This is a genomic window from Allobosea sp. P1_A7 (genome assembly GCF_056406775.1).
Map to the genome: position 1 here is coordinate 1 of NZ_JBFTZN010000066.1, position 21,654 is coordinate 21,654.

20 protein-coding genes and 1 pseudogene are annotated in these 21,654 nt (G+C 65.2%); 10 read left to right on the forward strand and 11 right to left on the reverse strand.

From position 1 onward, the window contains the following. The first annotated feature begins 53 nt into the window (after positions 1-53). The 5 genes from AC1D34_RS13705 to AC1D34_RS13725 all read left to right on the forward strand — a co-directional run bounded on the left by AC1D34_RS13705 (position 54) and on the right by AC1D34_RS13725 (position 4,278). A complete protein-coding gene (locus tag AC1D34_RS13705) occupies positions 54-572 on the forward strand; it encodes a tripartite tricarboxylate transporter TctB family protein (protein ID WP_441488947.1) in 519 nt (172 codons plus the stop codon). 4 nt (positions 573-576) lie between these two features. Continuing rightward, on the forward strand, positions 577-2,079 hold the full coding sequence (locus AC1D34_RS13710) for a tripartite tricarboxylate transporter permease (RefSeq protein WP_476824507.1): 1,503 nt from the start codon (positions 577-579) through the stop codon (positions 2,077-2,079). Between the two features lie 62 nt (positions 2,080-2,141). Further along, the gene (locus tag AC1D34_RS13715; protein WP_476824508.1) at positions 2,142-3,116 is read left to right on the forward strand and encodes a tripartite tricarboxylate transporter substrate-binding protein; all 975 of its coding nucleotides are present in this window, start codon (positions 2,142-2,144) and stop codon (positions 3,114-3,116) included. An 81-nt stretch (positions 3,117-3,197) separates the two neighbouring features. Then, positions 3,198-3,725: an ureidoglycolate lyase gene (locus AC1D34_RS13720; RefSeq protein WP_441488945.1), complete on the forward strand. Its 528-nt coding sequence runs from the start codon at positions 3,198-3,200 to the stop codon at positions 3,723-3,725. Positions 3,726-3,846: 121 nt separating this feature from the next. Next, entirely contained in the window at positions 3,847-4,278 is a 432-nt protein-coding gene (locus tag AC1D34_RS13725) for a DUF1236 domain-containing protein (RefSeq protein ID WP_441488944.1), read from the forward strand. Between the two features lie 99 nt (positions 4,279-4,377). Here AC1D34_RS13725 and upp read toward each other — a convergent pair whose 3' ends face one another. The 6 genes and pseudogenes from upp to AC1D34_RS13755 all read right to left on the reverse strand — a co-directional run bounded on the left by upp (position 4,378) and on the right by AC1D34_RS13755 (position 10,894). Next, positions 4,378-5,019, reverse strand: coding sequence for a uracil phosphoribosyltransferase (gene upp, locus AC1D34_RS13730; RefSeq protein ID WP_441488943.1), 642 nt, complete (start codon positions 5,017-5,019; stop codon positions 4,378-4,380). 70 nt (positions 5,020-5,089) lie between these two features. Beyond that, positions 5,090-6,051: pseudogene (locus tag AC1D34_RS13735) on the reverse strand (DUF1688 family protein). 15 nt (positions 6,052-6,066) lie between these two features. Then, positions 6,067-7,329: a GTP cyclohydrolase II gene (locus AC1D34_RS13740; protein ID WP_476824509.1), complete on the reverse strand. Its 1,263-nt coding sequence runs from the start codon at positions 7,327-7,329 to the stop codon at positions 6,067-6,069. A gap of 110 nt (positions 7,330-7,439) precedes the next feature. After that, positions 7,440-7,607: a Thivi_2564 family membrane protein gene (locus AC1D34_RS13745; RefSeq protein ID WP_441488940.1), complete on the reverse strand. Its 168-nt coding sequence runs from the start codon at positions 7,605-7,607 to the stop codon at positions 7,440-7,442. A 231-nt stretch (positions 7,608-7,838) separates the two neighbouring features. After that, on the reverse strand, positions 7,839-9,977 hold the full coding sequence (gene glyS, locus AC1D34_RS13750; RefSeq protein WP_441488939.1) for a glycine--tRNA ligase subunit beta: 2,139 nt from the start codon (positions 9,975-9,977) through the stop codon (positions 7,839-7,841). After that, complete coding sequence (locus tag AC1D34_RS13755) at positions 9,977-10,894, reverse strand: glycine--tRNA ligase subunit alpha (RefSeq protein WP_069882152.1); 918 nt, start codon at positions 10,892-10,894, stop codon at positions 9,977-9,979. The genes glyS and AC1D34_RS13755 overlap by 1 nt, the downstream gene beginning before the upstream one ends. A gap of 238 nt (positions 10,895-11,132) precedes the next feature. Here AC1D34_RS13755 and AC1D34_RS13760 point away from each other — a divergent pair, with 238 nt between their 5' ends. Then, complete coding sequence (locus AC1D34_RS13760; RefSeq protein WP_441488938.1) at positions 11,133-11,423, forward strand: hypothetical protein; 291 nt, start codon at positions 11,133-11,135, stop codon at positions 11,421-11,423. 137 nt (positions 11,424-11,560) lie between these two features. Next, positions 11,561-11,881, forward strand: a complete 321-nt coding sequence (locus AC1D34_RS13765) for a hypothetical protein (protein WP_476824510.1) — start codon at positions 11,561-11,563, stop codon at positions 11,879-11,881. Between the two features lie 187 nt (positions 11,882-12,068). Here AC1D34_RS13765 and AC1D34_RS13770 read toward each other — a convergent pair whose 3' ends face one another. Both AC1D34_RS13770 and AC1D34_RS13775 read right to left on the reverse strand, forming a co-directional pair. Next, positions 12,069-12,824: a tRNA1(Val) (adenine(37)-N6)-methyltransferase gene (locus AC1D34_RS13770; RefSeq protein WP_476824511.1), complete on the reverse strand. Its 756-nt coding sequence runs from the start codon at positions 12,822-12,824 to the stop codon at positions 12,069-12,071. Next, entirely contained in the window at positions 12,817-13,041 is a 225-nt protein-coding gene (locus AC1D34_RS13775) for a putative signal transducing protein (RefSeq protein WP_069877466.1), read from the reverse strand. Before AC1D34_RS13775 ends, AC1D34_RS13770 begins: the two co-directional genes overlap by 8 nt. 150 nt (positions 13,042-13,191) lie before the next feature. On the opposite strand from AC1D34_RS13775, the gene AC1D34_RS13780 reads away from it, so the two are divergent. Then, complete coding sequence (locus AC1D34_RS13780; protein WP_069877467.1) at positions 13,192-14,208, forward strand: polyprenyl synthetase family protein; 1,017 nt, start codon at positions 13,192-13,194, stop codon at positions 14,206-14,208. A 34-nt stretch (positions 14,209-14,242) separates the two neighbouring features. Here the strand turns inward: AC1D34_RS13780 and AC1D34_RS13785 are convergent, their stop codons facing one another. From AC1D34_RS13785 to AC1D34_RS13795, 3 genes are all read right to left on the reverse strand, one after another. Beyond that, complete coding sequence (locus tag AC1D34_RS13785) at positions 14,243-15,127, reverse strand: 4-(cytidine 5'-diphospho)-2-C-methyl-D-erythritol kinase (RefSeq protein ID WP_476824512.1); 885 nt, start codon at positions 15,125-15,127, stop codon at positions 14,243-14,245. Between the two features lie 32 nt (positions 15,128-15,159). Then, positions 15,160-16,938 (reverse strand): tetratricopeptide repeat protein, encoded by a 1,779-nt coding sequence (locus tag AC1D34_RS13790; protein WP_476824513.1) that lies wholly within the window; start codon positions 16,936-16,938, stop codon positions 15,160-15,162. Positions 16,939-17,356: 418 nt separating this feature from the next. Continuing rightward, a complete protein-coding gene (locus tag AC1D34_RS13795; RefSeq protein ID WP_441488933.1) occupies positions 17,357-19,036 on the reverse strand; it encodes an electron transfer flavoprotein-ubiquinone oxidoreductase in 1,680 nt (559 codons plus the stop codon). A gap of 219 nt (positions 19,037-19,255) precedes the next feature. On the opposite strand from AC1D34_RS13795, the gene AC1D34_RS13800 reads away from it, so the two are divergent. Together AC1D34_RS13800 and AC1D34_RS13805 are read left to right on the forward strand one after the other, a co-directional pair. Next, entirely contained in the window at positions 19,256-20,068 is an 813-nt protein-coding gene (locus AC1D34_RS13800; RefSeq protein ID WP_441488932.1) for a uracil-DNA glycosylase, read from the forward strand. Positions 20,069-20,218: 150 nt separating this feature from the next. Further along, complete coding sequence (locus AC1D34_RS13805) at positions 20,219-21,649, forward strand: cytochrome ubiquinol oxidase subunit I (RefSeq protein WP_476824514.1); 1,431 nt, start codon at positions 20,219-20,221, stop codon at positions 21,647-21,649. Positions 21,650-21,654: the final 5 nt, after the last annotated feature.

Below are 21,654 nucleotides of genomic sequence, written 5' to 3' on the forward strand. Positions count from 1 at the left end.
CCGCCAGACCGCAGACTGGAGGAGCCCGCCAGACCGCAGACTGGAGGAGCCTGATGAGCTTGAACACTATTGAACGCGCGCAGGGGCTGCGTGTCCGTTCGCAACAGGATCTGGCCGCCGGGCTGTTCATGATCCTGCTCGCTGTCGTGGCGCTGTTCCTCGCCAGCGATCTGCCGATGGGGTCGCTGCGGCAGATCGGGCCKGGCATGCTGCCGAAGGCGTTCGCCGTGATCTGCGCCGGGCTCGGAGCGCTGCTGGCCCTGAGTTCGCTGCGCTATAACGGCGAGAAGCTCTCGGGCTGGTCCTGGCGCGGCGTCATCTTCGTGCTCGGCGGCGCGGTCGTCTTCGGCCTCACCATTCGTGGCTTCGATCTGGGGCCGATCAAGGTCCCGCAGCTCGGTCTCGTCGTTTCAGGCCCCCTCGTCGTGCTGATCTCCGGCCTGGCCGCGGATGATCGCAAGATCAAGGAGCTGGTGATCTTCGCGCTCGTTATGACGACCTTCTGCGCGCTGCTGTTCAAATATGCATTGGGCCTGCCGATCCCCCTGGCACCCTGGCTGTTGGGGATCTGATTCAATGAGTGAAATGATTGCACACCTGCAGCTCGGCTTCGGCGTCGCGCTCTCGCTGCAGAATATCGCACTCGCCTTCGCCGGCTGCCTCGTCGGCACGCTGATCGGTGTGCTGCCCGGCGTCGGGCCGATCGCCACCATCGCCATGCTGCTGCCGATCACCTTCGGCCTCGATCCTGTCGGCGCTCTGATCATGCTGGCCGGCATCTATTACGGCGCCCAGTATGGCGGCTCGACTACGGCGATCCTGGTCAACATCCCCGGCGAGGCGACAGCGGTCGTCACCACCCTCGACGGCCACCAGATGGCCAAGCAGGGCCGCGCCGGCGTCGCGCTCGGAACCGCAGCGCTCGGCTCCTTCTTCGCCGGCTGCGTCGCCACCCTGATCATCGCCGCGCTCGGCGCGCCCCTGACCAAGCTCGCACTGCTGTTTGGCCCGGCCGAGTATTTCTCGCTGATGGTCATGGGGCTTTGCTTCGCGGTCGTGCTTGCGCGCGGCTCGATCCTCAAGGCCTTCTGCATGATCATGCTCGGCCTTCTGCTCTCGACGATCGGCACCGATCTCGAGACCGGCCAGGAGCGCATGACCTTCGGCTTCCCACCTTTGTCCGATGGCATCGACTTCGCCGTGCTTGCAATGGGCGTGTTCGGCTTCGCCGAGGTGCTCAGGAACCTCGAGAATCCCGAGACGCGCGACGTCGTGCGCGCCAAGATCGGCCGCCTGCTGCCGGACTGGAACGACATCAAGCAGTCGTTCTTGCCCGTCGTACGCGGCACCGCCATCGGCGGCATTCTCGGCATCCTGCCGGGCAACGGCGCGGTGCTGGGCCCGTTCGCCAGCTACACGATCGAGAAGAAGATCGCCAAGGACCCCTCGCGCTTCGGCCGCGGTGCCATCGAAGGCGTGGCAGGTCCGGAATCGGCCAATAATGCCGGCGCACAGACGGCCTTCATCCCGCTGCTCACGCTCGGCATCCCGCCGAATGCGGTGATGGCGCTGATGGTCGGCGCGATGACCATCCACGGCATCATCCCCGGCCCGCAGGTCATGACCAAGAACCCAGAACTGTTCTGGGGCATGATCGCGTCGATGTGGATTGGCAACCTGATGCTGCTGATCATCAACCTGCCGCTGGTCGGCGTCTGGGTGAAGCTGCTTCAGGTGCCCTACCGCCTGATGTTCCCGGCGATCCTGATCTTCTGCTGCATCGGCATCTACTCGGTGAACAACCAGCCGGTCGACGTCGCCTTCACGKCGCTGTTCGGCCTGTTCGGCTACATCCTGATCAAGCTCGGCTTCGAGCCAGCCCCGATGCTGCTCGGCTTCGTGCTCGGCAAGCTGATGGAAGAGAAGCTGCGGCAGGCGCTGATCATCTCGCGCGGCTCGTTCATGACCTTCATCGAACGGCCGATCTCCGGCGGCCTGCTGGCCGTCGCCGTGATCATTCTGGTCGTCGCTCTGCTGCCATCGATCTCCCAGAAGCGCGACGAGGTGTTCACCGAATGACGGGGTTGCCTCGCCATCCATTTCACCATCACGCTACGTCACCGATCTCTGGGAGGATCCACATGAAGAAACTCGTACTTGGTTTGGCTACGACAGTTGCGCTCGCCCTCACCGGCAGCGCGCAGGCACAGTCGAAATATCCGGAGAAGCCGATCACCATGATCGTGCCCTTCGCTGCCGGCGGCCCGACCGACATCATCGCCCGCATCGTCGGCGAGAACATGTCGAAGACACTCGGCCAGCAGGTCGTGATCGAGAACGTGGCGGGCGCCGGCGGCACGACCGGCATCACCCGCGCCCTGACCGCAACGCCCGACGGCTACACCATTGCGATGGGCCATCTCGGCACCTTCTCGGCTGCGCCGGCGACCTATCCAGGCCTGAAATACGACCCGATCAACGGCATGCAGCCGATCGGCCTCGCCGGCGGCACGCCGATCCTGATCGTCGCCCGCAAGAATTTCGAGCCGAAGGACCTGAAGGAGTTCGTCGCCTATGTGAAGGCGAACACCGACAAGGTGAACGAGGCCCATGCCGGCGTCGRATCGGTCTCATGGACGACCTGCACGCTGTTGAAGGGTCAGCTTGGCGTGCCGAAGCTGAATGCCGTCGCCTATCGCGGCACGGGCCCGGCCCTCAACGATCTCGTCTCCGGCCAGATCGATTTCATGTGCGACCAGATCGTCAGCGTCGCCGAGCAGGTCAAGGCCGATACGATCAAGGCTTATGCGATTGCCTCGACCGAGCGCTCGCCCGCCCTGCCGAACGTGCCGACCACCAAGGAAGCCGGGATGCCCGAATATCAGATCGAGGCCTGGAACGGCATCGCCGCGCCGAAGGGCACGCCGAAGGAGGTCGTCGACCGGCTCGTCGATGCACTCGACAAGGCGCTGAAGGACGAAGGCGTCAAGAAGCGCCTTCTCGATCTCGGCACCGTGATGCCGAGCGCCGAGGAGCGCACGCCCGCCGGCTTCGGCGCGTTGATCAAGCGTGACGCCGACAAGCTCAGCCCGACCCTGGCGGCGGCGCCGAAGTAAGCGCCCTCCCTATCGGCTTCCATGGCGGCGGGCCCAGCGGTCCGCCGTTTTCTTTTGGCCCCGAACCGATAGCATCGCGCCATGACCGAGACTATCAGCCTCACCATCGAGCCTCTCACCGCCGAGACCTTCGCGCCCTATGGCCGGCTGCTTGCGCCGGAAGGGCCCCGCGATGCCGGGCGCGAGGGCTATGACATCTGGATCAAGCCGTTCAGCGCCGAGAGCCAGGCCAGGCTCCAGATCGTGCGCTATCACGCCCGCCCCTTCGTCGTGCGGGTCATGGAACGGCATCTTCATGTCACTGAAACCCGGATGCCGCTGGGAGGACCATCCGCCATCCTCGTGGTCGCACCGCGCGAGGCAGATTGCCCGACTGGTGCCAATCTGCGTGCCTTCCGCCTCGAACAAACCGGCATCCTGCTGCATCGCGGCACCTGGCATTCGATCGACGCCTATCCCGAGTCAGGCGCGCATGCAGATTTCCTCTTCCTTTCGGAAGAGGCGACCGTAAGCGAGCTCTTCGACACCCCAAACAGCCCCCCACGAAGGACCGAAGTCGTCGACCTCGGCAAGCGAGACATTCACGTCGTGATCGACGTTAGTCGTTGATATCGCGGACCGATCGCGAGTTCTTTCGCGGTCAGTCACATCTCGTTACCTCGAAATTCCGGAACCTAATCTGCAGTACATCGTTCTCCTCCCAGTTTCCCGATTTCGAAGGAGAATGAAAATGATCAAGAAGCTCCTTATTGCTGCTGCTATCGCTGCAACTCCTGCGATGGCCTTTGCCCAGACGGATACAGCGCCGAAGGGCGGCGCGGTCGGCGGTGCAACCAGCGGGGCGGTGAGCGGCGCCGTCGGTGGCGCGGTTGTCGGCGGTCCGGTCGGTGCCGTTGTCGGCGGCGTCGGCGGCGCGGTGGTCGGCGCGATCATCGGCGACGCGACGACACCGCGCTTCCGCCAGTATGTCGTCGAGCAGCGGGTCCCGTCCTACACCTATGCCGAGCCCGTTGCCGTCGGCACGGTCCTGCCGGAGCAGGGCGTGGTCTACCGTCAGGTTCCGGCGGAGTATAATGCTCCGAACTATCGCTATACGGTCATCAACAACCGTGCCGTCCTGGTCGAGCCGCAGACTCGCCGCATCGTCCAGGTGATCGAATAACCGGTGATCGAAACGATCCGAAGGGCGACCTTGTATCGAGACCCGGTCGCTCTTCAGATCCGGCCCGCTCCAGCGATGGGGCGGGCCTCAATCCTTGTGTCAGCGCGTGCCGAACATGCGGTCGCCGGCATCGCCGAGGCCCGGCACGATATAGCCGTGCTCGTTCAGGCGCTCGTCGATCGCTGCCGTCCAGATGCGCACATCCGGGTGAGCACCGCGCAGGCGTGCGACCCCTTCCGGCGATGCCAGCAGGCAAACGAAGCGAAGGTCCCTGGCACCGCGCTCCTTCAGCCGATCCATCGCCGCCACGGCCGAGTTTGCCGTGGCCAGCATCGGGTCCATGACCACGATCATGCGGTCGGCAATGTCGGACGGGGCCTTGAAATAATACTCGACCGCCTGGAGCGTATCAGGATCGCGATAGAGCCCGATATGAGCGACGCGGGCAGCCGGGACGAGTTCCAGCATGCCATCGAGGAAGCCGACGCCGGCGCGCAGGATCGGCGCGAAGACCAGCTTCTTGCCGGCGATGATCGGCTGCATGCTCTTGGTCAGCGGCGTCTCTATCTCGATCAGCTCGGTCGGCAGGTCGCGCGTGACCTCGTAGCAGAGCAGCATGCCGATCTCGTTCAGGAGCTGCCGGAAGCTCTTGGTCGAGCGATCCTTCTCCCGCATCAGCGTCAGCTTGTGCTGGACCAGCGGATGGTCGACCACGGTGACGCCGTCGGAATGCCTGGTCATACGCTCTACCCCTCATCGTTCTCATGAGCCCTCGCCCCAGGCGAAGGCTGCTGCTCACGGCAGCACGGTCTCAGAATACCGTGCCATCGCTGACGATGGTCAAGGGCGGCCCGCCATCCCCGCGTTTTTCTCGTGCGATGCGCCGTCCGGCAGCCCAGGTCCCACCCTCGAGGATCTTGGCGGCGAATATGAGAGCCATTGCGAGAGCTTGTGGAACGGCACGAGCCCGGCCGTGGAGACATCCGGAGCGATCAGCGGATGACGCCAGGTATCGCCCAGGGCAATTCCTGCGATCGTCAGTCGTGACGGCCAGATGCCGCCAAAGGTGCCGAGAACCTCGGCCAGGATGTGGGCGGCGCGGATCGAGCCGCCCGACGCCGTCTCGATGAAGCGATCGAAGAGGTCGCCCGGCCGTGTCAGGCCCTGGCGTTCGAGTTCCTCGCCGAGTCGGTTCAGCAATGCGGCCCGCCCTTCGAGCGCAAGCAGGGGATTGGCCGGTCCGGCCTGGAAACCGGCGGCGAATGCCTCGGTGTCGAGCCGCTTCAGGGCCTCGGAATCGGCCCGTAGCGGGTCCGCCGCGTCGCTCGAGAACAGCCCCGCAGCGAACATGCCGAGCGAGGCGAGCGCCAGCCCTTCCGATCGGCCGATCGGCTTGCCCGTCACCCTGTCGTGATAACTCCAGGCGGGCCCCGCACCGGCATCGAGCAGAACGCTGACGACCGCGAGATCGTAGGCCGCGCGGCCGCGCGCTCCGGCATCCGGGAAATGCGCCCCGCGCTCAAGCATGCTCCAGCGATCCATGCCTCCGACCACGAAATGGCGCCAGCGCGCGTGGARGGGGATGTCCAGCGTCGGATAATTTGCCCGGATCGTCTCGAGGACATAGTCCGCGCAGGCCGCCAGCCGCTCGGGATGCACGGAGAAATGCAGCAGGCGGCCTTCAAGGCCGAGCTGGAGCATTTCCTGCGCCCGCTCACGGATTGCGGCGGGCTTCAGGAGCCGGCGGACGGCCTCGGGGTCACGGTCGGGCATGGCTGGCTGGTGCTCTCAGAACTTGTCGAGGTCGCGACCGACGGTCGCCTTCAGCGTGTTGTCGCCAGGCGTGCCCTCCGGCGAGTAGTAGCCGGCTGCCTTCTTGGCCTCGATCTCGACCGAGGCATCGGGCGGGATCAGCTCCGGCGGAATGGCAACGCGCTCGCCGATCTCGATGCCCGACTGCACCATGGCGTCGTATTTCATGTTCGACATCGACATCAACCGGTCGATGCGCGTGACACCGAGCCAATGCAGCACATCCGGCATCAATTGCTGGAAGCGGGCATCCTGCACGCCGGCAACGCATTCGGTGCGCTCGAAATAGGTCGCAGCGGAATCGCCACCCTCCTGGCGCTTGCGGGCATTGTAGACGAGGAACTTGGTGACCTCGCCAAGCGCCCTGCCCTCCTTGCGGTTGTAGACGATGAGGCCGACGCCGCCGCCTTGCGCCTCCTTCACCGCCTCCTCGATGCCATGCACGAGATAGGGCCGGCAGGTGCAGATATCGGAGCCGAAGACATCCGAGCCGTTGCATTCGTCATGGACACGGCAGGCAACCCTGCGCTTCGGATCGGTGATCGCTGAGATATCGCCGATGACATAGCAGGTGATCGAGCCGATCGGCGGCAGGAAGACGTGCAGATCGGGTCGGGTGACGAGTTCGGGGTACATGCCGCCGGTCTGCTCGAACAGCGTGCGGCGCAATTCCTGCTCCGACGTACCGAAGCGCTCGGCAATGCCCGGCAGATGCCAGACCGGGTCGATCGCGATCTTGGTGACGCTGATATCGCCGGACTTGTGCAGGATACCCTCATCGGCGGCGAGCCTGTGGCCAGCCATCGCCGCGAGAATCTCCGGCAGGTTCAACCGCGCCTTGGTGATGGCGATGGTTGGCCGGATATCGACGCCCTCGGCAATCAGTCGCCCGAAATCCTGTGCGACCCGATGGCCGTAAGGGTCCAGCGAGACGATCTTGCCGGGTTCAGCCCATTGCGGCTGCGGCAGAATGTCAGTGGTCGGCTGCGTGTTCGTCAGGTCCGGGCGCTGCGACGGATTCATGGCGCGCGCCGAGATCGCAAGCGCACGATAGACCGAGTAGGAGCCGCCATGGGCTCCTATGACGTTGCGGTCAGCCGGGTTGGTGGTCGAGGCAATGACCGGGCCGCGCTCGACGGCGGTTTCCGCACCCCATCGGATCGGGAAGCGCGTCGCCGCACTGCCAGGCTCGGGATGCGWCGTCAGGCGGATATGGGTGGTCCGGTTCTGCGAATTCATCGCGACGCTCTCGAATCGGAAAAGGGCCCATGACGGAGTCGTCCGGGCCCTTTTGACCGATAGGAGAGTGGATCAGTGCTCAGCGCACGTCAATCGACCCGCGCTGGCGCTCAGAAAACCGCGAGATAGCGCAGCAGCGAGATGATGCCGATGATGATGACGATGATCTGGACGATGTTCTTGATCTGGGCATCGAGCGGCAGCATGCGCACGAGATAGAGCACCAGACCGATCACCAGAATCGTGATCAGAAGCGAAATCAGAATACTCAGACCCATAGCCCACATCCTTTATCGCGGCCGCTTGCCGGCCCCCCGGAGGCCGTGCGCGAGGCGTTCGCGGCACGGTTTCTCTGCAGGACAGAACGTCGCAGGATGGGAATTGGTTCCGTTTCAGGGGCCGAGCGCCCGCTTATCCCGAGCTTTCACCGCCATTTTCGGCATAATCGGGCCTGACCCGACCATGCCTGTCGCGAGGCGCGGATGCTCGCCGCAAGGCGCCGTGGCGCGCTAGCCTGCGATCCGCGAGAAATCCGCCACGGCGCGCGTCGCCTCACGCAGCTGGTTGAGCAGCTTGAGGCGGTTGGCGCGCAGGGCCGGATCGGGATCGTTGACCGTAACCTTGTCGAAGAAGGCATCGACCGCGGGCCTGAGCTCGGCCAGCGCAGCCATCGCACTCTCGAAATCCTCCTTGGCGACGGCAGCCTCGGCCTTCGGCGTTGCCTGGGCCAGTGCAACGGCGAGCCCCTTCTCTTCGATCAGCCCGGCATCGGCGATGAGCTGGAGATCGGCGGCAGCGGCAAAAGCGCCCTCGCCGTCCTTCTTCTCCTCGGCCTTGAGGATATTCGCCGCACGGCGATAACCGCTGAGCAGGTTCACGCCGTCTTCGGTGTCGAGGAAGCGGCTGAGCGCGTCGACGCGGCGGGTGATGAGCAGGAGATCGTCGCTGTTCGATGCGCCTTCGCCCAGCACGGCATCGACCAGGTCATGCCGCGCCCCGGCATCGCGCAGCACGACCTTCAAGCGGTCATGGAAGAAAGAGACGAGGTCTGGATCCCTGGCCAGATCGGCGAGCGAGAGCCTGACCCCATTCTCGACAACCAGCCTGATCACGCCCAGCGCCGCGCGGCGCAGCGCATAGGGATCCTTGCTCCCGGTCGGCTTCTCGTCGATGGCCCAGAAGCCGACCAGCGTATCGAGCTTGTCGGCCAGCGCCACGGCAACGGAGACCGGATCCGTCGGCACGCGATCGGAGGGGCCGAGCGGCTTGTAGTGCTCTTCGATCGCTGCGGCGACAGAAGCGTTCTCGCCCTGCAGCTCGGCATATTTCCGGCCCATCAGCCCCTGCAATTCCGGGAACTCGCCGACCATCTCGGTCGGCAGATCGGCCTTGGCGAGTTTCGCCGCGCGTTCGGCGAGAGCGGGATCGGCACCGACGAGCGGCGCCAGCTCGCGAGCCAGCGCCGCGATGCGCTGCACGCGCGCGCCCTGCGTCCCAAGCTTGGCGTGGAAGACGACGCCGAGCTTATCAAGCTTGGCCATGCGCTGGTCGAGCGGCTTGGCGAGGTCGAGGCCAAGTGTCCCGGCACTCTCCCTGAACGTGTCGAGATCGGGCAGTGAGCCCTTGTCGGTCGCGAAGAAATAGGCCGCGTCCGAGAGGCGCGCACGCACGACGCGGCCATTGCCGGCGACGATTGCGCTGCCGCCATCGCTGGCGTTCAGGTTCGAGACAAGGATGAACTTGTTGGCGAGCGCGCCCGTCACCGGGTCACGCAGCACGAAGCATTTCTGGTTGGCGCGGATCGTGGCGCGGATCGCCTCGCCCGGAATCTCGAGGAAGCGCTCCTCGAAGGCGCCCATCAGCACGACCGGCCATTCGACGAGGCCGGCGACCTCCTCGAGCAGGCCTTCATCCTCGACGAGGTCCAGCCCCTGCGCGAAGGCGAGGTTCCGGGCGTCGGTGAGGATGATTTCCTTGCGCCGGTCGGCATCGAGCACGACCTTCGCCTTTTCCAGATGCGCGACATAATCGTCGAAACGCCTGACTGTTATGGCCTGAGGCGCATGGAAGCGGTGGCCATAGGTCGTGTTGCCGGAGGCAATGCCGTCGACCTCGAACCGGACCACCTCGGGCTCCTCGGTCTCCGGCCCGAAGGTGCAGAGGATCGAGTGGAGCGGGCGCACCCAGCGCAGGCTGGCGCCGGCGGCGGAGGCTTTGCCCCAGCGCATCGATTTCGGCCAGGGAAAGCTGCGAATCACCTGCGGGACGATCTCGGCGATGGCGGCGACCGTCTCCTGCCCCGGCTTCTCGATGATGGCGACGTAGGAATCGCCCTTCTTGGGGTCGCTGACGATGGTCGCCTGGTCGAGCGAGGCAAGCCCTGCCGCCTTCAGGAACCCTTGGACGGCGGCGTCGGGCGCGCCCACGCGCGGCCCCTTGCGCTCCTCGCGGATATCGCGGCCGCGCACCGGCAGTTCAGCGATGTGCAAGGCGAGGCGGCGCGGCGTCGCAAAGGCCCTGGCGCCCTCATAGACGAGGCCGCGTTCGACCAACTCATCGGTGACGAGCTTCTTGAGGTCTTCCGCCGCCTTGCGCTGCATGCGGGCGGGAATCTCTTCCGAGAAGAGTTCGAGCAGGAGATCGGGCATCAGTTCGCTCCCCCGCCGGCGGTCTTCAGCCAGGCCGCACCGCAGGCCTTGGACAGTTCACGCACGCGCAGGATGTAGCTCTGGCGCTCGGTGACCGAGATCACCCCGCGCGCATCGAGCAGGTTGAACATGTGGCTGGCCTTGATGCACTGGTCATAGGCCGGCAGCGCCAGCGAGTGGCGCGGATCATTGGCTCCCTCCCCGGCTTCGCCCGCGGCGAGCAGCGCCCGGCACTCGGCCTCGGCATCGTTGAAGTGGCGGAACAGCATCGCCGTGTCGGCATGTTCGAAATTATAGCGCGAGAATTCCTGCTCGGCCTGGAGGAAGACATCGCCGTAGCTGACGCGATCCTCACCCTCGAGCCCGTTGAAATTCAGATCCATGATGCGGTCGACGCCCTGCAGATAGCAGGCGAGACGTTCGAGCCCATAGGTCAGCTCTCCCGCGACAGGCGCGCATTCGACGCCGGCGACCTGCTGGAAATAGGTGAACTGACTCACCTCCATGCCGTCGCACCAGCACTCCCAGCCGAGCCCCCAGGCGCCCAGTGTCGGGCTCTCCCAATCGTCCTCGACGAAGCGGATATCGTGGAGCCCCATGTCGACGCCAATGGCCTGGAGCGAGTCGAGATAGAGCTGCTGCAGATCCGGCGGCGATGGCTTCAGAATGACCTGGAACTGGTAATAATGCTGCAGGCGGTTGGGGTTCTCGCCATAGCGGCCGTCCTTCGGCCGACGCGAAGGCTGGACATAGGCAGCCTTCCAGGGCTTGGGACCGAGCGCGCGCAGCGTCGTCGCCGGGTGGAACGTACCGGCGCCGACTTCCATGTCGTAGGGCTGCAGGACGACGCAACCGCGCTCCGCCCAGAAGCGCTGCAAGGTCAGCAGCAGGCCCTGGAACGAGCGGGTCGGGTTCATCGGATCGGAGACGGGAGCACCGGCCAAGAGCTTGAGCCTTCCAGACAATCTAAGAATAGCGGCGTGCTTAGGGGCAGCCACGGCGCGCGGTCAAGCATTCCGCGCATGACCATGGAACCGACGCGGACAGCATTCGTTCATGATCGGCGGGATAATCTCCGCAGCAACCGTACAGTCCGCGGCGTTCGGGGCGAGCGCTCGAGACGGGCCGGCGGCGTCAGCCAGCAGGAGTAGCTTAATGCTGTCATCACGTTTCATTGCCGCTCTCTTCGGAGCGCTCACCCTCATGTTCGCGGCCTTCACCGTCGCCCCCGCAACGGCCGCACCGGTCAGCACCGGCACGATGCAGACGACGCAGGCTCCGACTGATCTGGTCCAGCAGGCGCAGTACTATGGCCCGCGTCCCTATTATGGCCCGCGCCGCCCGTATTACGGCCGCCCGGTCTATCGTCCGCGCTGCTTCTACAGTAACCGCCGCGTCTGGAACGGCTATCGCTGGGTGATGCGTTCGGTGCGCGTCTGCCGCTGATCGCGGCGTGAATTGTGGCTGCCATGTGGCGGTCCGATGAAGGATAGCTGAACGGCGCGGTGTCGCGCCGTTCAGTTTTTGAGCGTTAGCATCTTCACCGAATTGGTGTTCGACCGGCAGGGGAGAGAATCCACGCCATGCTTCGCAAAGCTTTTCTCGGTGTCGCGGCAGCGGTCAGCCTCGGCGGCGGCGTCATCGCCAGCGCCCCGGCCTCGGCCCAGGTCGTCACCCTCGGCTTGAGTGCAGCCGCGCAGGCGGATCATGGCTACGAGCAGGTCCAGTACGGCTATGGCCCGGGTTGGGGCCMGCGCCCCTATTACGGTCGGCCCTATTATGGCGGTCCGCAGCCCTATTACGGCTATGGCGGTCCGTATTACCGCCCGCGCTGCTTTTTCCGCCCGTTCCGTTATTGGGATGGCTGGCGCTGGGTCGTGCAGCAGCAGCGGATCTGCCGCTGATCTCACCGTCCGTGATTGCATCGGCTTTCCCGAGAGCGGTGATCCACTTTTCGGGCCGGTGATCTAACCTTCTATGTTCGCATCGGCTTTCCCGAAAACCGCAATCCACTTTTCGGGCCGATCATCTAACCTTCTGTGTTCGCATCGGCTTTCCCGAAAACCGCAATCCACTTTTCGGGCCGATGCTTTAGCCGAGCAGTGCCCGGCCACGGTGAACCGCTTCGCTGAGTTCGGTGAAGCGGCCATCAGGCCCGTTCAAGACAAAGGCCGGCAGCAGCGCTGCCGGCTTTCTGCTGTTCAGCGTCGCCGTGACGATGATGCGAATCGCCGGCCGGTCGGCCGAGGCGTGCACGGGGCGGATGGCCACGCCACCAAAGCCGGTTTCCAGCCCATTCAGAATAGCCCCCAGCGCCTCGGCCCGATGAATGATCGCGACGCGTCCGCGCGGCTTGAGCAGCCGGCGCGCTGCCTTCAACCAGATTTCGAACGGCTGATCGGCGACATGCGCCGTTCGCCGGTTGCTCACTGGCGACGCCTTCACCGTATCGTCTGCAAAGAAGGGCGGGTTCATTGCCACGCAGGCGAAACCTGCTGGCACAAGGCTGGCTTCGGCACCGGCCCCGACATCGGCCGCAACGAGCCTGACCCGATCGCCGAAGCCGTTCAGGACGATGTTCTGCTCGGCCAGCGCCGCAAGGCGGGGATRCCGCTCGATCAGCGTGACCGTCAGCTCCGGCCGAAGCATCGCCGCGGCCAGACCGACCGTCCCGACGCCAGCGCCGAAATCGGCCAGCGGGCCTGTTTCGTCTTCCGACAACGCCGCAGCGAGCAGAATCGCGTCCGTGCCGGCACGATGCCCCTTCTTCGGCTGACGAAGAATCAGACGGCCATCGAGCAATCGATCCTCGACGATCTCGCCGAGATCCGTCTCCGAATCACTCATCGCGCAGCTCGGCGCCGAACCCCGCCTCGATCAAAAGCGCGCGGGCCCTTCGGCGATCCACCTCGCGCACGAGCAGGCGCCTCTGGAAGGCTCCGGTCATGCCCTCAAGCGCGCTCATGTGCTGGTCGGCGATCAGACAATCGAGATTGGCGGATGCGAGCAGCGCCTCGATGGCGCCAAGCAGGACAAGGTCATTGGTACGGACGAGTTCGTGCATTGTGTCATGGAGACGAAGGCAGGGTCTGCGCGCAAGCCATTTTCGGCCCTGGACTCGCGGGTGCGGCGTCAAAGTGCGATTGCGGGGGCTGGCCACCCATGCAACGGTTGTGGCAATGCAACAAAGCTGAAATCGGCCGGAGTGAGCAGCGTGGGCGTCGTCGTACCCTTCGAGGACAAGGAACAGGGACAGGCCAGTATCGAGGGTCTCGTCGGCCTGACACGCACCGACATGGAGCGCGTCAATGCGATGATCCTGTCGCGCACCGGCTCGGACGTCACCATGATCCCCGAGGTCGCCAACCACCTGATCTCGTCGGGCGGCAAGCGCCTGCGGCCGATGCTGACGCTCGCCACGGCCGCGCTCTGCGGCTATCGGGGCGAGGGTCATGTCAAGCTCGCGGCCAGCGTCGAGTTCATGCACACCGCAACGCTGCTTCATGACGACGTCGTCGACGAGAGCGACATGCGCCGCGGCAAGCTCGCGGCCCGCATGGTCTGGGGCAATGAAGCGAGCGTGCTGGTCGGTGACTTCCTGCTCGGACAGGCCTTCAAGATGATGGTCGAGGTCGGCTCGCTCCGCGCGCTCGATATTCTCTCCACCGCAGCCGCCGTCATCGCCGAAGGCGAGGTGATGCAGCTCGCCGCGGCCAAGAACACCGCCACGACCGAGGACGAGTACCTCGCCGTCATCCGCGGCAAGACCGCGGAGCTGTTCGCGGCGGCCTGCGAAGTCGGGCCGGTGATCGCCGAATCACCCAAGGCCGATGCTGCCGCCTGCCGCAGCTATGGGCTCAATCTCGGCATCGCCTTCCAGCTCATCGACGACGCGCTCGACTACGGCGGCGTCGCGAACAAACTCGGCAAGAACACCGGCGACGATTTCCGCGAGGGCAAGATCACCCTGCCGGTCGTGCTCTCCTTCCGGCGCGGCGACGAGACCGAACGCGCCTTCTGGCGCCGCACGCTGCAGGATGGCGAGATCAAGGACGGCGATCTCGAGGAGGCGCAAGCGATCATGCGCCGTCACCGTGCCCTCGACGATACGATCGAGCGGGCCCAGCACTACGCCAAGATGGCGAAGGATGCGCTCGGCCTCTTCCCCTCATCGCCGATGAAGCAGGCGCTGAACGAGACAGTCGATTTCTGCGTGGCGCGGGCGCACTGAGCGTGGCGCGGGCGCACTGAGCAGCCCGCGGACCTCATCTCAGCAGGGTCGGCTTGATCCACCAATCCGGCCGCTCATCCGCCAGCAGCTTCGCAGCGGCAGCGCTCTGCCGGCAATCGTCGAACAGGGCAAAGCAGGTCGCGCCCGAGCCTGACATTCTGCCGAGCCGGTAACCCGGCAGCCGGGACAGCCGCTGCAGGACGTCGGTGATGATCGGCGCGACMTGAGCCGCCGGGGCTTCGAGATCGTTGCCGGTCCGATGCAGCGCCGCAAGCAGGTCCGGGGCAGCAGCGAAGCGCTCCGCCGCACCGATGCCCGATTCCACTGCGGCCGGGCAAGATTGCCCCTGCGCAAGTCCGAGCGTACGGAAAACGTCTGCGGTGCCGACGGCGACATTCGGGTTGACCAGAATGGCGAAGAGCGGCGGCAGGCACAGTGCGGGGCCGAGGCGCTCGCCAATCCCGGCCATGATGCGAGCGCGCGACTCGAGGCAGACCAGGACATCGGCGCCAACCCTGATGGCGGCGCGCTGCAGCTGAGGCGAGGCAGGCGAGAGCCCGTTCAGCCCTGCCAGCAGACGCRAGGTTGCTGCTGCGTCAGCCGAGCCTCCGCCAATGCCGGAGGCGACCGGCAGACGCTTGACGAGGTGGAAATGTCCGGTTCGCAGTCCGGGGAGCTCGTCTGCCAGCGCCTGCACCGCACGGAGAACCAGATTCCCATCATCCGCGACAAGACTGGTGCCTTGCGGACCGCCGATCGTCAGGCCGAGGCCTGAAGCCGGTTCCAGCGCCAGCGAATCACCGACACTGGCGAAGGCGACGAGGCTCTTCAGCTCGTGATAGCCATCGGCGCGACGGCCGAGGATTTTCAGATCGAGATTGACCTTGGCGCGAGCGCGGGTCGTCAGCGCAACAGGCACGCGAGGTCCGTCACCGCATCACAATGCATCGGTCAGCCGCCATCCGCCTTCGGCTCGGCGGCATTGGCCGACGGGGCCTCCTCCAGCCCCTTCTCGATCTTGTGCTTGATCTTGACCAGATCCTCGGGCTCCGGGCTGAGATCGCGGGCGGCGTTCCACTGAAAGACCGCCTCCAGCTTGCGGTCGACGCGCCAATAGACATCGCCGAGATGATCGTTGATCACCGGATCGGAGGGCCGCAGCTCCATCGCGCGCTCGAGTTCGCGGGTCGCCTCGGTATAGCGGCCGAGCCGGTAGTAAGCCCAGCCGAGCGAATCGGTGATGTAGCCGTCACGCGGGCGCAGTTCGACGGCCCGGCGCAGCATGCCCAGCGCTTCATCGAGCTTGAGATGCTGATCGACCAGGGAATAGCCGAGATAGTTGAGCACCAGCGCCCGCTCGCGCCCCAGCGCCTCCGGCATCAGTTCGAGGGCCTTGCGCAGATCCTCCTCGGCCTCCGCCCAGCGCTTGATGCGCTCGCGGGCAATGCCACGGAAGTAATAAAGGTCCCAGTTCGAGCGGCCCGGCGAAGCGAGCTTCGCGATCGCCTTGTCATAGGTGTCGGCAGCCTCGGCGAAGCGCTTGCGTGAGCGGTAGACATTGCCGAGCGCCGAGAGCGCGTCGACATCGTCAGGACGCGCTGCGATCAGCGCTTCGAGATGCTTCACCGCCTCGTCCGACTTGCCAAGCGCTTCCAGCGCCAGACCGGACTGGATCTCGGCATTGGAGGCCAGCGGCGAACCCGGCGGCATGCGGTTGTAGACCGTCACCGCATCATCGAGCTGCTTGGCCCGCTCCAGGATGTCGCCGAGCGTCAGGACGGCGAGATCGTGATTGGGGTCGAGATAGAGGGCGAGCCTGAGATAGAGCAGTGCAGCGGCCTCGTCTCCCTGGCGGTTCCCCGCGCTGGCGAGGCCGTAGAGCACTTCGGCTGCACCCTGCTGCGCCGTAGCGACCGAGCGGGCAAGCGGCTCCTTGGCGGCGACCCGGGTCAATCCGTCACGCACGATGGGGTGATTCGGCAGGAGCCTGTCGAAGGCGCCATAGGTTGCCGCAGCTCCTTCGAAATCGCCGGAGCGGGTCTGGAAGCGAGCCCAGAGATCGACGAGACGCAGCGTCGTCTTCTCGGCCTCATAGGCCGCCTTGAGCCTGCGCTCGGAATCCGCCTTGCGGCCGGCGATATCGAGGATCAGGCCGGCATGATAGTCGCGGAAGAGATTGTAGGAAGGCTCGCCCTTGAGCCGCTCGAGCGTCTCGAGCGCGCGGTTGGTCTGGCCGGAGCCGGCATAGGACCATGCGGACAGCAAGGTCGCCGTGATGTCGGCGGAACGCCCGCGCCCGCCGCGCTGCAGGTGATTGCGCGCCGTCTGATACTGTTTCTGCTTGATGGCGCGAATGCCGATCGCGAGCTGCGCCAGCCCGTTGCTCGGGTCGCGCTGCACCAGCTTCTCGGCGGCGCGGAACGCGTCATCCATGGAGCCATCGGCCAGGAAGGCGACGAAACCACGCTCCAGCAGATCGTTGTTCTTCGGATCGCCCTTGATCGCCTCCCGCAGGAAGACCGAGGCCGCGCCAWGGTCTCGGCCGGCACCGGCCACGATCGCGGCCAGATAGTTGCCTTCAAGGCTTTCGGCAGGCTCAAGCGGCTCGGTGGTGCGGGTCGGCGTATTGGCTTGCGTGGTGGCCTGCGCAGCGGCCCCGGCATGAAGCGCGACAAACAAGGCCAAGGCCAATGTCGCGCCGGCCCCTCGGCCGTTCATTCGAAACGTCACGACTGCTATTCTCCCTCGGTCCGCTGCCTCGTGTGGCACAGGGGCTGGGTCCATTCAGCGCGACCGTGACCGCTTCGCATAGGCGCGCAAGATGGCCGTTTCCGGGCGCCCCGGCAAGCCGCAAAGCCGGCGCAGATCGCCTCCGTAGCAAGGATGCAACAACCACTGCAATCACGTCGTGCAGCGCACAAATTCAATCACGTCACGCTGCAGATCGGCACGCCATCACCATTGCAGCTGCATCTCTCGGCTCTGTGGCGACGATTCGCCCAGGATCATCCCAGGGAGACGATCGTTCGCTCGGTCGCCGCGATGATCGACCGCACCTCGCCGGGGCCAAGTGACCATTTCGGCAGGACAAGCCGCCGCCCTGGCAGGGCGCGGCCTCCTTATCGCACCGGTCACCGTCGCCGGCTCATCACATGTTCGAGTAGCCCGGGCCACCGCCGCCCTCAGGCACTACCCAGGTGATGTTCTGGGCGGGATCCTTGATGTCGCATGTCTTGCAGTGCACGCAGTTCTGCGCGTTGATGACGAAGCGCGGATCGCTCTTCGTCTCGTTGTCCTTGTAGACGATCTCGTAGACGCCGGCCGGGCAATAGAGCCGGGCGGGCTCGCCATAGAGTGGCAGATTCTTCGCCACAGGAATGGCGGGGTCGGTCAGCTTCAGATGGGCGGGCTGGTCTTCCTCGTGATTGGTCGAGGACAGGAACACCGACGACAGCTTGTCGAAGGAGAGCTTGCCGTCCGGCTTGGGATAGGTGATCGGCGTCACCTCGCTCAGTGGCTTCAGCGTCGCGTAATCCGGCTTGCCATGCTTGAGCGTGCCGAAAGGCGACCAGCCGAAGAGCTGGTTCAGCCACATGTCGATGCCGCCGAGCACCACACCGCCGATCGTCCCGAATTTCGACCAGAGCGGCTTGACGTTGCGGACCGGCTTGAGGTCGCGGCCGATCGGAGACGCGCGCCAGCTGGTTTCGATCTCGCTGACTTCGTCATGCGCGCGTCCCGCCGCCAGCGCCGGCACGAGATGCTCGGCCGCCAGCATTCCGGACAGGATCGCGTTGTGGCTGCCCTTGATGCGCGGCACGTTGACGAAGCCGGCCGCGCAGCCGACCAATGCCCCGCCCGGGAAGCTGAGTTTCGGCACGGATTGCCAGCCACCTTCGGTGATGGCGCGCGCGCCGTAGGACAGGCGCTTGCCGCCCTCGAAGACGTCCCGGATCATCGGGTGCGTCTTGAAGCGCTGGAACTCGTCGAAGGGCGAGAGTGTCGGGTTCTCGTAGTTGAGATGCACGACGAAGCCGACGGTGACGAGATTGTCGTCGAAATGATAGAGGAACGAGCCGCCACCGGTCTTGCCGTCGAGCGGCCAGCCGAAGGAGTGCTGCACCCGGCCCTTGTGGAACTTCTCCGGCTTGACCTGCCAGATCTCCTTGAGGCCGATGCCGTATTTCTGGGGCTCACGATCCTTGTCGAGACCAAAGCGCTGGATCGCGATCTTGGACAGCGAGCCGCGCGCTCCTTCGCCGAGCAGCGTATAGCGCCCGCGCAGCTCCATGCCGCGGGTGAAGCGTTCGGAGACCGTGCCGTCCTTGGCGATCCCCATGTCGCCCGTGGCGACACCAGTGACGGCGCCCTTCTCATCGAAGAGAAGCTCAGCGGCCGCGAAGCCTGGATAGATCTCGACACCCAGCGCCTCGGCGCGGGTCGCCAGATAGCGCGTCACCAGCCCGAGCGAGCCGACGAAATTGCCGTGATTGTTCATCAGCTTCGGCATGCCGAAATTCGGCAGCCGGATTCCGTTCGGCTCGGTCAGGAAATAGAAGATGTCCTCGCTGACTTCCGTGGTCAGCGGGCGTGCCTCGTCCTGGCGCCAGTGAGGCAACAGCGCGTCGAGACCAATCGGATCGATAACCGCGCCCGAGAGGATATGGGCGCCGACCTCCGCCCCCTTCTCGACCACGACCACCGAGATGGCCTCGTCGAGCTGCTTCAGGCGAATGGCGGCTGCGAGACCAGCGGGACCTGCGCCGACGATGACGACGTCATAGTCCATGCTCTCGCGCGGGGTGCTTTGCGCTTCCTCGAGTTCCATCCTGCCCTCCGCCAGCAACTTTCGCCTTGACAGCGATAGTTTACATATGAACGATCACACTCTCTGGCTCAAGCCAAACCGAAACCAGATTGGAACCCCTCTATCCGAGCCCACGTTCCAATTTGCAACCGCGTTTGACCGCTCCGGCGAGCACGCGGAGCCGGGACAGCCGCCCGACAGGTGTCGCGAAGCCGCGCCGGACCGTGCTAAGACGCCGGGATGATCCCTGCTGGCCACGATCCCGTCGAACTCATTGCCTGGTACGCCGAGATGGGCGTCACCGAGATGCTCGACGAGACGCCGCATGACCATTTCGCCGAATCCGCACAGGCCGCCGAGGCAGCCGCCACGCAGGCTGCAGCACGCCGCAATCCTCTGCGTGCGGTTCCTGCCGCGCGCGTCATCGCGGCCGACGCGACGGCGCCCGACGAGGCCATGCAGAGCGCGCGCCTGCTGGCCGGGCAGGCGAAGACGCTCGACGAATTGAAGGTGGCACTGGCCAGCTTCGAGGGCTGCGCGCTCAAGGCCACCGCGAAGAATCTCGTCTTCGCCGACGGCAATCCGGAGGGGCGCGTGATGTTCGTCGGGGAGGCCCCCGGCGCCGATGAAGACAGGCTCGGCCTGCCCTTCGTCGGGCGCTCCGGCCAGTTGCTCGACCGGATGCTGGCGGCCATCGGCCTCAACCGGCAGGAACATGTCTACATCGCCAATCTTCTGCCCTGGCGTCCGCCCGGCAACCGCACGCCGACGCCGCAGGAGGTCGCGATCTGCCTGCCCTTCATTCAACGGCAGATCGAACTCGCCAATCCCGACATCCTCGTCTGTATCGGCGGCCCCTCTGCCCAGGGCCTGCTCGGCTTCACCGGCATCCTCGCCTCGCGCGGCAAGTGGACCGAGTACGATATGGGCACCCGGCGCATCCGCGCCCTCGCCACGCTTCACCCCGCCTATCTGTTGCGCCAGCCCCTGCAGAAACGCCTCGCCTGGCGCGACATGCGGGCGCTCAGGACAGCACTCGACGCAGCCAGCTAAAGTATTCGCCTGCGACAACGCAGCCCTGCCTCTGCGACAATCCGGCCCCTCGCGCAGTTTCGGATTTGACTAAGTTGCCCCGCAGCGACGATGCTGTGCGGGCAGAGTCGTTTCAAGCCGCTCGTGCGGCGTGCCGGCCGGAGCCTTGCGATGGAAATCGACGCATTTCTGCTTTCGCGTATTCAATTTGCTTTCACGGTTTCCTTTCACATCGTCTTCCCCGCCTTCACGATCGGGCTTTCCGCCTATATCGCGACATTGCTCGGCCTCTGGCTGAAGACCGGCGACGACAAGTTTCATCTGCTCGCCCGGTTCTGGACCAAGATCTTTGCGGTCTCCTTCGCGATGGGCGTCGTTTCGGGAATCGTGCTGTCCTACCAGTTCGGCACGAACTGGAGCCGGTTCTCGACGGTGGTCGGCAACGTCATCGGTCCGCTGATCGGCTACGAGGTGCTGAGCGCCTTCTTCCTCGAGGCCTCCTTCCTGGGCGTCATGCTGTTCGGCTGGAAGCGCGTCCCGCCCTGGCTGCATTTCCTGTCCGCGGTGATCGTCGCCGCCGGAACGGCCTTGTCGGGGTTCTGGATTCTCTCGGCCAATAGCTGGATGCAGTATCCGACCGGCCACGAGATGCGCGACGGCATCGCCTATCCGGTCGACTGGCTGCAGATCATCTTCAATCCGACCTTCCCCTTGCGCTTCATGCACATGATGACGGCGGCCTATCTGACCACCGCCTTTGTGGTGCTGGCGACGGGAGCGCGCCATCTCCTGGCCGGGACGAGCATCGAGCCTGCTAGGACGATGGTGCGAATGGCGATCCTGATGATCGCCCTGACGGCTCCGATCCAGGCCGTCATCGGCCACCAGCACGGCGAGGACACGGCGAAATACCAGCCGGCGAAGCTCGCAGCGATCGAAGCGCATTGGGATTCGTCGAAGCCCGGCGCTCTGGTTCTCTTCGCCTGGCCCGACGAGAAGGCCGGCATCAACCGCTACGAAATCGCGATTCCCGGGCTCGCCAGCCTCGTGACCCATGGCAGCATGAGCGCTCTCTTTCCCGGCCTGAATGATTTCGCGCCGCAGGACCGGCCGTCCGTCAAGATTCCCTTCTTCGCCTTCCGGCTGATGGTCGGCATCGGCTTCCTGATGATCGGCTTCGGTTGGCTCGGTGCCTATCTCTGGTCACGTGGCAAGGTGTTCGAAGCACGACGTTGGCTCTGGCTGGCGCAATACACCTGGCCACTCGGTTTCGTCGCCATCCTCGCCGGCTGGTTCGTGACCGAGGTCGGGCGCCAGCCCTGGCTCGCAACGGGTGTGCTGCGTTCGGTCGACTCCGTCTCGCCGGTGACGGCGATGCAGGTCGCAATCTCGCTCGCGCTCTTCGTCTGCGTCTATTCCGTGGTCTTTGCGGCCGGGATCCTGCTGATGAACCGGTTGATCGACAAGGGCCCCGACGCTCTCCTCGCCACGGACCCACCGGAGCAGCCTTCGAAGCGGACGCTCAAGGCGACGCAGGATGACGCCTCCGTGCTGTTCGGCGACGGGCATCCCGGCGACGACAAGATCCAGCCGGCGAATTGAGGGGA

Excerpts from the sequence above, each read along its gene's own strand:
- AC1D34_RS13720 (WP_441488945.1), top strand. The coding sequence starts at position 3,198 with ATGACCGAGACTATCAGCCTCACCATCGAGCCTCTCACCGCCGAGACC.
- AC1D34_RS13725 (WP_441488944.1), top strand. The coding sequence starts at position 3,847 with ATGATCAAGAAGCTCCTTATTGCTGCTGCTATCGCTGCAACTCCTGCG.
- upp (WP_441488943.1), bottom strand. The coding sequence starts at position 5,019 with ATGACCAGGCATTCCGACGGCGTCACCGTGGTCGACCATCCGCTGGTC.
- AC1D34_RS13745 (WP_441488940.1), bottom strand. The coding sequence starts at position 7,607 with ATGGGTCTGAGTATTCTGATTTCGCTTCTGATCACGATTCTGGTGATC.
- glyS (WP_441488939.1), bottom strand. The coding sequence starts at position 9,977 with ATGCCCGATCTCCTGCTCGAACTCTTCTCGGAAGAGATTCCCGCCCGC.
- AC1D34_RS13755 (WP_069882152.1), bottom strand. The coding sequence starts at position 10,894 with ATGAACCCGACCCGCTCGTTCCAGGGCCTGCTGCTGACCTTGCAGCGC.
- AC1D34_RS13760 (WP_441488938.1), top strand. The coding sequence starts at position 11,133 with ATGCTGTCATCACGTTTCATTGCCGCTCTCTTCGGAGCGCTCACCCTC.
- AC1D34_RS13775 (WP_069877466.1), bottom strand. The coding sequence starts at position 13,041 with ATGCACGAACTCGTCCGTACCAATGACCTTGTCCTGCTTGGCGCCATC.
- AC1D34_RS13795 (WP_441488933.1), bottom strand. The coding sequence starts at position 19,036 with ATGGAACTCGAGGAAGCGCAAAGCACCCCGCGCGAGAGCATGGACTAT.
- AC1D34_RS13800 (WP_441488932.1), top strand. The coding sequence starts at position 19,256 with ATGATCCCTGCTGGCCACGATCCCGTCGAACTCATTGCCTGGTACGCC.
- AC1D34_RS13805 (WP_476824514.1), top strand. The coding sequence starts at position 20,219 with ATGGAAATCGACGCATTTCTGCTTTCGCGTATTCAATTTGCTTTCACG.